This is a genomic window from Gluconobacter potus (assembly GCF_015244705.1).
Lineage (GTDB): Bacteria > Pseudomonadota > Alphaproteobacteria > Acetobacterales > Acetobacteraceae > Gluconobacter > Gluconobacter potus.
Genome location: NZ_JABCQF010000001.1, coordinates 271,023 through 283,443, shown reverse-complemented (window position 1 = coordinate 283,443; position 12,421 = coordinate 271,023). Strand labels below are relative to the sequence as shown.

Below are 12,421 nucleotides of genomic sequence, written 5' to 3'. Positions count from 1 at the left end.
AAACCGGACGCCCGCGGTAGTGGTCCGGAGAAATGTGTTCAGAAATATGAATAATTATTACAATTGATTTTCCTGTCCTCGAAGGACACATATCAGCCCGTCCAATCTGTTTTACTGGAAGCGGGGTTTCATGGGGCCATTCTTCAACCGGGCGGCACAGGAAATACAGTCATCATTTACTGTGTTTTTTCGTGATTTGTCCTGGTTATATGCCCCTCGTCTTTCCGCTCTCGGTTTTTCGATCCGCACGACAATTGCTGCCCTGGTGGCCCTGGCCATCGCATTATGGATGGAACTGGGGCAGCCCCAATGGGCGCCCATGACGGTCTGGATCGTGGCGCAGGGCACCCTGGGCGAAAGTCTTTCCAAGGCGCGCTGGCGCGTGGCCGGAACACTGGGCGGGATCGTCTCGGCGATCGTTCTGGCCTCGGCCTTTCCGCAGGCGCCCTGGCTGTTCTTTCCGGCTTTGGCCGTGTGGATCGGGCTGTGCACGGCGCTGGGAACGCTGGTCCATAACTTCCGCAGCTACGCGTTCGTGCTGACGGCCTATACCTGCTCCATCGTCTCCCTGAGCGCACAGGCGCAGCCTGATCAGGTGTTCAGCATCGCGATGGCACGGGGCACCTACATTCTTCTGGGCGTGATCTGTGGCACGGTGGCGGATATGGCATGCCGGAGCAATGTTCCCGGCAAGGCCCGCGCCGCCATCCGCAGCCAGCTTCAACAGATCGTTCTCGAAGCGGCCAATGCCTCGCGCGATATCCTGCTCGAACACGGCACACCCGAGAGCGATCTGCACAATATCTTCTCGCTGTCCCTCAGCCTGAGCGACCGGATCGAGTTCAGCGCCATCGAGGTCGGCCGCACAAAGGGCATCGTTGATTACGCCCGGGCCACGCTCGGCCTTGCCTCCCGCCTGATGTCGCGGGCCCTTGGCATGCGCAGCCGTCTGGGCGCCGTGACCCAGCGTTCCGAACGGACCCAGACCCTGCTGCATGACGCGGCCGGGATTCTGGATCGATTGCGTGCGGATATTGATGACGAAAAGGCACTTCAGACCCTGCGCCAAGCGGTTCTTGCCCTGATCGGACGATGTCAGGAGGACGTCGAACAGACCGTGAGCCTGCCCCGCGAGGAGAGTGACAGCGGCACCGTTTTCAACGACCGCATCCTGATCCAGGGGCTGCAACTGACGCTGACGGAGCTTCAGCATCTTCTGGGCTGCCTAGCGGGCGATCCCGGCGAAAACCCCAGGGCCGAAAGCTACAGGCTCGCCCGTCCCCGCAACTGGTACGCCGCCATCCATAACGGGCTGCGCTCCTGCGCCGCAGTCCTGATGGCGGCCTATGTGTGGGAAGTGACGGCATGGCCGGACGGACCGCTGTTCATCACGTTCGTCTCTGTGGTCTGTGCGCGTTTCGCGTCCTTCAGCAACACCGTGCTGGCGAGCAGCGCGTTCTTTTCAGGTGCGGTCTGGGCCGCGGTCGCGGCAATCATTCCCGTCTTTCTGGTCATGCCGGCCACAGCGTCTTATGCGATGTTGTGCCTGACGATTTCGGTTCCGATGCTGATCGGAGGGCTCGCAACGCGCACGCCCGCCCTCGCCGCGCGGGCGGCATCCTTCAGCAACTTTTTCCCGTATCTGATCGGTCTGGACAACCACAGCCGCATCAACGAGGCCGAGTGGTTCAACACGGTGTTCGCACTGCTGAGCGGGCTCGGCTTCGGCGTTCTCGTGTTCCGCTATGTCTTTCCGTTCCAGCTGACACGGTTTTACCGGAATTTCCGGCTAGACCTGCTGTCCGACCTGCGGCTGATCGGCAAGAACCGCAGGTCCATGACTGAGGCCGTCTGGGTCGGGCGGATCGTCCTCGGCATGGAGCAGCTGATCGCCCACACCAAAACCACCAGTTCCGGCTCCAACGACCGATGGCTTCACGCTGCTTTTTCGATGATGACGGTCGGGCGCAACCTGCTCCAGATTCAGGCCTATCGCGGCCAGAACAGCCTGCCCGAGAATGCACGGGCCATCCTCTCGCGCCTGTGCCAGAGCTTTGCCAGCCCCTTTACCGGCCCCGAGGCTCTGGAACTCCAGTCCCGCGATGCCCTGGAAAGTTTTTCCACGATGGAGACGGTGGAGACCAACAGAAATCTCCGCCTGCTCCTCTCCAGCATTACGGGATGTCTCATCATCATTTCGAGTGAGCTGGGACGGCGAAACGACATTCTGGAGGGAGCCTGAGGCGACTTCCCGAATCCGTGATATCAGGCAGAAAAATGAAAATTATTATGTTCGTAACTCCCTGAAAAACAGACTTTCCCGGAGCATTCCGCCTCTTTGGAAGCGATGATCGTCCTGACCTGAATTTTTGGGTTTCCGTGATGCGACCAAAGTGCCAAAAGCCCTCGCGTTCGGGACGCTCAGGTCGCCGTTCCAGTCAGGAAGTCCGTCGTGTTCAAAACGCTCTCCGGTCCGGCGATCGCAGGCCTCTGCGCCCTGTTCGCCTCGACCTTCATTGCGGTGACAACCGAGGTCGCGCCGGTTGGTCTGCTGATCGACATGGCCAAGTCCTTCAACATTACGGAAGGTCACGCCGGGCTGGCCGTCAGCGCCTATGCGTTGCTCGTCGCATTCGGAGCCGTGCCCATCACGATCGCCACAAGCCGCATGGACCGCAAGATGCTCATGCTGCTCTGCCTGGCCGGATACGTCATCTCCAACCTGATTTCCGCCCTGGCGCCGAGCTTCGTCATCGTCTGCGCGGGACGCGCCCTTGGCGGATTGTCCCACGCGCTGCTGATGTCCATTGCGGCCGCCTATGCTGCCCATCTGGTGCCCGAACGCATGACGGGACGGGCGATTTCCTTTGTCTTCGGCGGCACGTCGCTGGGATCGGTTCTGGGCGTTCCGGGCGCAGCGGCGATCAGCCATTTCGCAAGCTGGCGCGTGGCGCTTTACGTCATTGCCGGACTGGCGGCACTCCTGACGATCTTCATCGCGCTGTATCTTCCGCCCGTTCGCGGGGCCGATACCAAGGCGCTCAAAGTTCCGACCATCCGCTCTCCACAGGCCGCACGCATTTTCGGCGTGGTAATCTGTGTGAACGCCGTGTTTTTCTTCGCGCATAACCTGCTCTACACCTATGTCTCCCCGCTTCTTCTGGTGCATGGCCTGCCGGAGCATCTGCTGAGTGTCGCGCTGCTTATTACCGGCGGCGTCAGCATTTTCGGTCTGTGGGGAGCGGGACAGGTGGTGGACCGCTGGCCGGCGGCCGGACTGTTCGGCGGCGGCCTGGCCATGCTCACGGGCATGATCCTGGTTTACGGACATCTGATTTCCGCATGGCCGAGCGTCGGCGCCGTCGGGCTGTGGTGCATGGGCTATGCCGCCATCATCCCCTTCGTCATGTCCGGCGCCATCCGCGCCCGTGCAACCAGCGCGGATGTGGCGGGCGCGGCCATCAACAGCAGCAGCAATTTTGGCATCCTCCTGGGATCTGCGATTGGTGGACATCTTCTGAGCACACTGGGATTTGCAGTGCTGTGCCCGGCTTCCGTCGTGATCGCGCTGGGCGGCATCCTGCTGGCGGCCTTCAATCCCGCCGCGTTTCCCCGTCGCCTCCAGCACGACTGAGGGAACAGGCTTCGGCTGATACCCTTAGCCGATCATGTCCTTTTCCTTCTTTTCACGCTCCGCCCCGATGCTGAGCTTCTGATAGATCCCCAGGGCAACGACCATACCCGTCGCCACCACGAGAAGGGCGGCGGGATAGAGAATATCGCTGGGCGCTTTACCACTGCGCTCGAACACACCGACCAGCCCTTCGATGAAGACGGCGATGATGACGGTGGTCATGAATTTGGTCAGGCTGACGCGTGCCTCGGCGATGGACTGTTTGCCCTTTGGCCGCAGGACTTCTTCCTCGATGAAGTATTTCGCCACGTCGAAGACAGCAATCGAGATCACGACATAGCTGATGGCCTGAAGGATTTCCTCCCGACCTTCGCTCAGAGACGCCACGAAGGCGGCCACCAGGCCAATGCCGCCCGAGAGGATCAGAAAGCTCGCCAGCAGGATCAGGAGTGCGCTGGCGCCCGCAAAGGCCCAGCGGGACACGGAATGAATATTCGGCATGATGTGTCGCTCTGCATCTGTAGAAAAACCGCAGACGAATCCGGACATTTTCGGCGACAGGGACCGTCCGCAGGACAGGATCACATTATCCGACCTGATGGCGCAGATGCGAGCAGGATTTTCGAGCCAGGCAGACTAGGCGCGGCGTGCTCCCAGCCGGGGCATCACCCGGATGAAAAGCAGTTCTGCTGCCAGTTCGACCAGCGTCTGGGTGACAATCACGGCGGGCAGCAGAGGCGCAGCCCCGGGCACGGCGAGCGCCAACGGCAGCACGACCAGCGAGTTGCGCGTTGCTCCGCTGAAGGCGAGCGCCCGGCCTGAGGGCGCCTCCAGCCCGAACAGTTTCGAGACTCCCCAGCCCAGAAATGGCGCGAGCAGAGCGAAGGCCACATACACCGGCACGACATGCAGCACGATAGTCGTCTCATGGCCCAGATGTGGCAGCATGGCTGCAATAACGATGTACAGGACGAGCGCCGTCACCGGCACCGGCAACAAACCCAGCGCCGAAGCAACGCGTTCGCCCGTTGAAGCCCGATGTGCCCAGAACTGGACCAGCCATGCCAGCAGAAGCGGAATGACGATCAGCCATAGAAAAGCATGCAGGAAAGGCCCGGCCTGAACCAGCCGGGACATGCCCTCACCCAGAAAGAGACGCAGCCAGACCGGAAGCAGCACTATCTGCACGGCCAGAAGGACGGGCGTAGACGCCAGGAGGAGTGCAGCATCTGCCCGCCCCATCTGGGCGAACGTCACCACCCAGTCGATACACGGGCAGAGCAGGACCATCAGAATACCCAGCCGGATCATGTCGTCGGCAGGCGCAAACGGGAGCAGCAGTGCCACCATTGCAGGAATGGCCACGAAATTCGTGACCAGAAGGGCTGCAAGGAACCGGACTTTCCGGAAAGCCTGCCCCAGTTCCGCAAGCGGGATCTGAAGGAAGGTCACAAACAGCATCATGCCCAGCGCGGGGTTGATAACCGCTTCCCACGAGGCCGTTCCCGCCACCAGAAAGGCCGTTACCCCGCCCAGAAGAACGGCAAGGAAATACAACGCGATCTGACGCGTCTCCAGAAACTCCCGCACGGAAGCCATGCTCATGATGGATCCGCCACAACAGCACATGATGCCAGTGCGCGGAGCGGGAAGAGCAGGAGCTGATTTTTCATGAAAGTCCCCGGGAAAGCAGTCGGCCGGGAAAAGCCGCGTCCCGGGCCGAAACCGAGACCCGTTCCTAAAATCCGCTTCCGGGCTTCAGGAACGGGGCGTCAGATCATCAATCGACAGCCGGATCTTCCGGCAAGGGCTGGATCTGACGCAGCTTCCCGTAGCGGTCATAGTAGAAAACCGAAGTTCCGCGCCGCTCGGCATAGCCGTCGGGCTGCCCGTCCTTCGTCTGGAACAGCAGCCGGAACGCGTCCGGCTGCTCGATCACCCTGTCCCCAGGCGGACGATACCGATAGCGGCTGAAGTCGGCATGGCTCTTGGGCAGCGACGAGTTGTGATACAGGTCGTTCATGCTCGGCTTCTTGGGACCGTCATCCGCATCCTGCGCCACAGCCGTGCCAAGGGCCGCGCCGGAAACGGCAAGGGCGGCCAGTACTGGGACAATCAACCTGCGCATGAGGCTCTCCGGTCAGTGCGTTTATGAGGGCACCTTAGGCGAAACCGTCTTCTGGCTCCACCCACCTCCGAGCGCGCGATACAATGTCACAATGTTCTGGAACCGCGCGGCCTTGACCGTGATGGCGTTCTGCTGCGCCTGAAACAGCGTGCGCTGCTGCGTCAGGGTCGTCAGATAGCTGTCGATTCCGGCCCGATACCGCATCATGGCCAGATCGAACGCCTTCTGGGACTGCTCGACCAGTGCCACCATATGACGGTCCTGCGCCGTATAGGTTTCCCGCGCCGTCAGGGCGTCGGACACTTCGCGGAACGCCGTCTGCACCGCCTTTTCGTACTGTGCGGCATATTGCAGCTTCTGCCCTTTCGCCATCATGAGGTTTCCCTCGCTCTGCCCCCAGGTGAAGATCGGCAGACTGATGGATGGCGAGACGGTCCAGGTTTCCGCGCCCGGCGTGAAGAGTTTGCGGAACTGGAGCGAACTCGTACCTTCCGATGCCGTCAGCGTCACGCGCGGGAAAAACGCTGCACGGGCCGCACCTACATTGGCGTTCGCACCGATCAGCGTATGCTCGGCCGCCCGGATATCCGGGCGCTGGGCCAGCAGATCCGACGGCAGGCCTTCGGGCAGGTCGCTGATCATGGTCTGCGCACCGAACGGAGCCGGGGCCGGCAGATTGGCGGGCAGGGGTGTGCCCACCAGAAGCTGCAACGCATGTTCGTCATCCGCCACTGCCCGGACATATTGTGCCTCATAGGCCGAGGCCTGCTCGACCTGCGTCTTGACCTGCGCCAGCGTCAGCGCATCCGCTTCCCCGTTGTCATACGCAAGCTGTGTCAGACGCAGCGTGTCGGTTTCGGATTTCAGCGTGTCACGCGTCACCCGAAGTTCTTCACGGTCCGCAAGCCACTGGATGTAGGTCGTACCGATCTGTGAAACCGTCGTGAGCAGAACATTGCGGGTGTTCTCGACGCTGTTGAGGACGGTCTCTTTCTGCTGCTGCGTCAGGTTCCGGATACGCCCCCACAGATCGACCTCGTAAGACGAAAACCCGATCGACGTCTGATACAGACGCAGCGTTGAAATGTTCGTGCCCAGACCCGGCGCAAAGGAGAAACCCGCCGTATCGGACGGGCCGAGGAACATGCCTTGCCCAGCCGTCGAAATGATCGGAAAAAGGGATGCGTTCTGGATCTCGTACTGACCACGCGACACCGTGACGGCCGCCGCCTGCGCCGCAATATCGCGGTTGTTCCGTAGCGCAAGCTGCACCAGCGCCTTCAGACGCGGATCGGTATAGAAATCCTCCCATCCCAGATCAGCCACCTTGGCCGCGGACGCCACGTTCTTCGCGCCCGTATCGGCAGGATAGCTGTTTTGAGTCGCCTGCGTCGGCTGATGATAGGTAGGGGCCAGATTGCACCCCGACACCAGCAGCAGGCCGGGAACCCCGAGAGTAAGTCCGAGACGGGCCTTCATGCGCCGTGCTCCCCTTCGGCGACAGGCGCCGCCTTGTTGTCCAGATGGGCATATGGGTCCTGGCGGTCACGCACCCGCGTGACCCGGAACAGACGCAGCACCACCACGAAGAAGACCGGCACGAAGTAGATCGCCAGCAGCGTCGCGGAGAGCATGCCCCCCACCACGCAGGTGCCGATGGCCACACGCGCCGCCGATCCCGCACCCGTCGCAATCGCCAGCGGAAACACACCGCAGACGAAGGCGATCGAAGTCATGAGGATCGGACGCAGACGCTCGCGCCCGGCTTCCAGAACCGAGTCTTCCAGAGTTTCGCCGCTTTCGAAGAAGGCCTTGGCGAACTCCACGATCAGGATCGCGTTCTTCACTGACAGACCAACCGTCGTCAGCAGCCCCACCTGGAAATAGACGTCGTTGGACAACCCGCGGCCCAGCGTCGCCACGATGGCCCCGAGCACACCCAGAGGCAGCACCAGCAGCACTGCGAACGGGATGGCCCAGCTTTCATACAGCGCCGCCAGACAGAACAGGATGACCACCGTGGCCAGCGCATAAAGCGGCGCCGTTGATCCCCCCGAAGCAAGCTGTTCGAAGGACAGTCCCGTCCATTCATAGCCGATACCGCGCGGCAGCTTGGCCAGCAGTTTCTCCATTTCCGCCATGGCCTGCCCCGAGCTCGCCCCCACGGCTGGCTGGCCCTGAATTTCGTAAGAGTTCAGACCGTTATAGTCCTCGACCTTCTGCGGACCATTGACCCAGTGTCCTGAGGCGAAGGCGTTGAATGGCACCATCGTCCCGATCGCGTTGCGGACATACCAGCGGTTCAGATCCTCCGGCGTCATGCGTGCCCAGGGTTCGCCCTGGATATAGACCTGCTTGACGCGGTCATTGCGCATGAACTGGTTGACGTAGATCGAGCCCAGAGCCCCTTCGAGGGTCGTGTTGATGTCCGCATTGGTCAGACCAAGCGCATTGGCACGCTCGCGGTTGATGTCCAGACTGAACTGCGGCGCATCCTCCATACCCAGCGGGCGAACCGCCTGAAGGAGCGGGTTCTGTGCCGCTTCACGCAGGATCTGGTTTCGCGCCGCCAGCAGGGCGTCATGCCCCAGATGCCCGGTGTCCTCAAGTTCAAGGTCGAAGCCGGTCGCATTGCCCAGCTCCATCACGGCCGGCGGATTGACGGCGAAGATCTGTGCTTCCGGGTCCATCCAGAAATGCATCATGATCTCGCGCGACACGGTCATGGTCGTATGTGCCGATCCCGGCCGCTGATCCCAGGGTTTCATGCGGATGAAGAACGCACCCGCACTCTGCCCCTGACCCGCGAAGCTGAAGCCCGACATGGTAAAGACGGATTCCACATACTGGCCATAGGTCTTGAGCACGTAATCGGTGATCTTCTGGTTGACGGCCGCCGTCTGCTCCTGGGTCGCCCCGTTACGCATCGTCACCTGGCCGAAGATGATCCCCTGATCCTCATCCGGCAGGAAGCCGCCAGGCACCCGAATGAACAGAAACGCGACAAGCCCCGTCAGCAGCACGAACCCGATCATGCTGATCGCCGGTACGCGGATCATCCACTTCACACCACCGATATAACCGTTCGTCAGGCGATCGAACGTCCGGTTGAACCAGGCCGCGGGACCACGCTCACTGCCCTTGTGCGTCGGCTTGAGCATGGACGCGCAAAGCGCAGGCGTCATGACCATCGCCACCAGAACCGACAGCCACATGGCCGCAACGATCGTGATGGAGAACTGACGATAGATCACACCCGTCGAACCACCAAAGGCCGCCATCGGCAGGAACACCGCCGTCAGCACCAGTACGATGCCCACAAGCGCGCCCGAGATCTCATCCATGGAGACACGGGCCGCTTCCTTAGGAGACAGCCCCTTGTCCGTCATCACTCGTTCGACGTTCTCGACCACAACGATCGCGTCATCGACCAGCAGACCCACTGCCAGAACCATGGCCAGCATCGTCAGGGTATTGATGCTGTAGCCCAGGATGGACATCAGTCCGAACGTCCCCAGCAGCACCACCGGCACCGCGATTGTCGGGATCAACGTCGCACGGAAATTCTGCAGGAAGATCAGCATGACGATGAATACGAGGACAATGGCCTCGATCAGCGTCTCGACCACCTCATGAATGGAGAGCGTGATGAACGGCTCGGTGTCGAGCGGGTAGACAAGCTTCAGCCCCGGGGGGAAATACCGGCTCAGCTCACCCAGACGCGCCCGCACAGCGGCCTCGGTCTTGAGCTGGTTCGCACCTGGCGCCAGCTTGAGCGCCATCGCGGACGCGGGATGGCCGTTATAGACCGAGCCCAACGCATAGCTTTGCGCGCCGAGTTCAACCCGTGCCACGTCCTTCAGACGCACCTGGCTGCCATCCTGCTGCACCTTGAGCAGGATCTCTTTAAACTGATCCGGCGTGCTCAAACGTGTCGGACCAATGATCGTGGCATCGAAACCAATGCCCTTCTTGGCCGGCAGACCGCCGAGTTCACCAGACGAGACCTGAATGTTCTGCGCCGAGATCGCCGCCTGAACATCCCCGACCGTCAGGCCGAAATTGTACAGCTTGGACGGATCCAGCCAGACGCGCATCGCATATTCGGAGCCGAACAGCGTGTGATCGCCCACGCCCGACACACGCGACAGCGGATCGGAGATGTTGGACGCCACATAGTCCGCGATGTCCTGCCCGGACATGCTGCCGTCTTCGGAAATGAAGGCCAGAACCATCATGAAGTTCTTGGTAGCCTTCGTGATGCTCAGACCCTGAGCCGTCACTTCCGACGGCAGACGCGGCTGGGCCAGCTGGAGCTTGTTCTGGACCTGAACCTGCGCGATGTCAGGGTTTGTGCCCTGCTCGAACGTCAGGTCGATCTCCATCTGCCCGCTCGCATAGGACGAGGCCGACAGGTATTCGAGATGATCCAGACCGTACATCTGCTGCAGGATCGGGCGCACAACCGTGTTGTTCACCGTCTCGGCAGACGCACCCGGATACATGACCGAAATGGCGATCTGCGGCGGCGCGATGTTCGGATACTGCGCGATCGGCATGCGCGTGATCGACACGGCACCGACGAGCATGATGATCAGACCGATGACCCAAGCAAAGATGGGCCGGTCAATGAAGAAGCGGGACAATGACATGCGGGGTTACTCCGCCTTTCCCGCTGGGGCGTCAGCCGGGACATCGTGAGGCGTGACTTTCGCACCTGGCTGCACCTTCTGCAGACCGTTGACGATCACCTTCTCACCTGCCTTCAGCCCGTCCGAAACAAGCCAGAAATCCCCCACCGTCCGCGAGACCTGAATGGAACGCTGGGTGACCTTGTTCTCACCATCCACGATCATGACGTAAGGATTGCCCTTGGCGTCACGCGCGACCGCAACCTGCGGCACCAGAAGACCATTCGGATCAATGCCTTCCTGAATATGCGCATGAACGAACATTCCGGGCAGCAGCAGATGATCGGGGTTCGGGAAAACCGCGCGCATGACAAGCGTTCCGGTCGACGGGTCAACCGTGACTTCGGAAAGCTGGAGCTTGCCGCGCGTCGGATAATCGGAGCTGTCTTCCAGCTTCAGGCTGACGGCAGCCGCATCCGCACCACTGCGTTCGACCTGCCCGTTCGCCAGCTCCCGCTTGAGGCGCAGCATATCGGCCGCCGCAAGATTGACGTCCACATAGATCGGATCAAGCCGCGTCACGACTGCAATCGCCTGGCTCTGACCCGCCGTCAGCAGCGCGCCCGGCGTATAGAGCGTGCGGCCGATCCGGCCGCTGATGGGTGCACGAACATGCGTGTAGTTCAGATTGACGGCCGCTGCTTCCACGGCAGCCTGGGCCTGGGCCACCTGGGCTTCAGCCTCACGCGCCGTCGCCAGCGTGTTGTCGAAATCCTGCGAACTCACGGCATGGGCAGCCACCAGCGGACGATACCGCTTCAGCTGACCATTTGCCCGGGCAGCCGCGGCCTGTGCGTTGAGAAGCTGCGCCTTCGCCTGATCGTAAGCTGCCTGATACGGTGCAATATAGATCTGGAAGAGCTGCTGCCCCGCCTTGACGTCCGCACCCTGCTCGAAATCACGCGAGACGATGACACCATTCACCTGCGGCCGGATCTGTGCCTGCTCATAGGCATCCGTCCGACCCGGCAGGGACGTCTCAAGCGTAACAGGCTGCGTCTTCAGCGTCACCACATCGACAGGCTGCGGCGGCATCTGGGGAGGGGGAGTTTTTTTCTGACATCCCGCCACCAGCAGCGGCAGTGCCAGAAGCGGCACCAGAAAAGTTCCCTTCCCACCCCACGGACCGACCGGAGACAGGGCGGCAGAAGAATTCAAAGACATTTTCTGAAAAGAAGGCATGATACGGCCGCTATCCTGTGATACAGAAACCCGCTAGTTTCCCGCGAGGACGGAAACTAGCGGGTTTCTTTGACAGACGTCAATTCAGTCTGTGAAATAATATCGGAGTTGATCTTGAACAGTCCGTCGAGCAGCCAGTCCGAAGACCGGAAACAGCCCTGCTGTGGCCGTCCAGCGCAGCTCGATGAAGCCGAAAGACGCATCCGGATCCTGGATGCGGCCAGTGCGGTTCTCACCACCCACGGCTATCATGCCGCGTCGATGGACAGCATCGCAGCCTGCTCGGGGATGTCCAAAAAAACCCTCTATCAGTTTTTCGACTCCAAGAAAGTTCTTTTCGAGACCCTGATTCTGGAACGGCTTTTCGCCCCCATAGATTATACGCCGCTGCCCACAGATCCCATGGAGAAACAGCTTCTGGGCCTGATGACCAGCATCGCAGCCTGCATGTTCTGCGACGAGCGCCTGAGCCTGCTCCGCTCCGTCATTACGGAAACCAGCCGCAACCCGGCCGTCCGCCAACTCGTCGCAGATCTCTTCCAGCTTTCGGGCCGTGTCCTGCCCATCCAGAACTGGCTGGCTGCCCAGTCCGAAGCCGGCAGACTGGATATTCCCGACATTACCGAAGCTTCGGATCTGCTCTTCGGCATGACGCTAGGCGGCCCCATGCTGGGACGGCTCACCCACTGCAAACCCCACCGTTCAAAAGAAAACCTCGAAAAATTCATGGCGTATGGCATCAGGGTTTTCCTCGAAGGCCATCGTCCGGTCACTCCGACCTGACAA

The 12,421-nt window shown here is 61.1% G+C and carries 9 protein-coding genes; 3 read left to right on the top strand and 6 right to left on the bottom strand.

What is annotated here, in order from left to right; genetic code table 11:
- Window positions 1-196: 196 nt before the first annotated feature.
- The gene (locus HKD31_RS01310) at window positions 197-2,242 is read left to right on the top strand and encodes an FUSC family protein (RefSeq protein ID WP_194263904.1); all 2,046 of its coding nucleotides are present in this window, start codon (window positions 197-199) and stop codon (window positions 2,240-2,242) included.
- A 210-nt stretch (window positions 2,243-2,452) separates the two neighbouring features.
- Window positions 2,453-3,634, top strand: a complete 1,182-nt coding sequence (locus HKD31_RS01305; protein WP_062497663.1) for an MFS transporter — start codon at window positions 2,453-2,455, stop codon at window positions 3,632-3,634.
- A gap of 24 nt (window positions 3,635-3,658) precedes the next feature.
- Here HKD31_RS01305 and HKD31_RS01300 read toward each other — a convergent pair whose 3' ends face one another.
- From HKD31_RS01300 to HKD31_RS01275, 6 genes are all read right to left on the bottom strand, one after another.
- On the bottom strand, window positions 3,659-4,135 hold the full coding sequence (locus tag HKD31_RS01300) for a hypothetical protein (protein ID WP_062497792.1): 477 nt from the start codon (window positions 4,133-4,135) through the stop codon (window positions 3,659-3,661).
- Between the two features lie 135 nt (window positions 4,136-4,270).
- Entirely contained in the window at window positions 4,271-5,239 is a 969-nt protein-coding gene (locus HKD31_RS01295) for an arsenic resistance protein (protein ID WP_228120104.1), read from the bottom strand.
- A 175-nt stretch (window positions 5,240-5,414) separates the two neighbouring features.
- Window positions 5,415-5,762 carry a hypothetical protein gene (locus HKD31_RS01290; RefSeq protein WP_062497661.1) on the bottom strand — a complete coding sequence of 116 codons (348 nt, stop codon included), beginning with the start codon at window positions 5,760-5,762 and terminating at the stop codon, window positions 5,415-5,417.
- A 21-nt stretch (window positions 5,763-5,783) separates the two neighbouring features.
- Window positions 5,784-7,241 (bottom strand): efflux transporter outer membrane subunit, encoded by a 1,458-nt coding sequence (locus HKD31_RS01285; RefSeq protein ID WP_062497660.1) that lies wholly within the window; start codon window positions 7,239-7,241, stop codon window positions 5,784-5,786.
- Window positions 7,238-10,414 (bottom strand): efflux RND transporter permease subunit, encoded by a 3,177-nt coding sequence (locus HKD31_RS01280; RefSeq protein ID WP_276529675.1) that lies wholly within the window; start codon window positions 10,412-10,414, stop codon window positions 7,238-7,240. Before HKD31_RS01280 ends, HKD31_RS01285 begins: the two co-directional genes overlap by 4 nt.
- A gap of 6 nt (window positions 10,415-10,420) precedes the next feature.
- Entirely contained in the window at window positions 10,421-11,635 is a 1,215-nt protein-coding gene (locus HKD31_RS01275; protein ID WP_062497658.1) for an efflux RND transporter periplasmic adaptor subunit, read from the bottom strand.
- Between the two features lie 114 nt (window positions 11,636-11,749).
- Between HKD31_RS01275 and HKD31_RS01270 the strand changes: the two genes are divergently transcribed.
- A complete protein-coding gene (locus tag HKD31_RS01270) occupies window positions 11,750-12,418 on the top strand; it encodes a TetR/AcrR family transcriptional regulator (RefSeq protein WP_228120103.1) in 669 nt (222 codons plus the stop codon).
- Window positions 12,419-12,421 lie beyond the last annotated feature (3 nt).

Bases quoted from the DNA above. Each gene is read 5' to 3' on its own strand.
- HKD31_RS01300 (WP_062497792.1), bottom strand. From the start codon at position 4,135: ATGCCGAATATTCATTCCGTGTCCCGCTGGGCCTTTGCGGGCGCCAGC.
- HKD31_RS01295 (WP_228120104.1), bottom strand. From the start codon at position 5,239: ATGAGCATGGCTTCCGTGCGGGAGTTTCTGGAGACGCGTCAGATCGCG.
- HKD31_RS01290 (WP_062497661.1), bottom strand. From the start codon at position 5,762: ATGCGCAGGTTGATTGTCCCAGTACTGGCCGCCCTTGCCGTTTCCGGC.
- HKD31_RS01285 (WP_062497660.1), bottom strand. From the start codon at position 7,241: ATGAAGGCCCGTCTCGGACTTACTCTCGGGGTTCCCGGCCTGCTGCTG.
- HKD31_RS01280 (WP_276529675.1), bottom strand. From the start codon at position 10,414: ATGTCATTGTCCCGCTTCTTCATTGACCGGCCCATCTTTGCTTGGGTC.
- HKD31_RS01275 (WP_062497658.1), bottom strand. From the start codon at position 11,635: ATGCCTTCTTTTCAGAAAATGTCTTTGAATTCTTCTGCCGCCCTGTCT.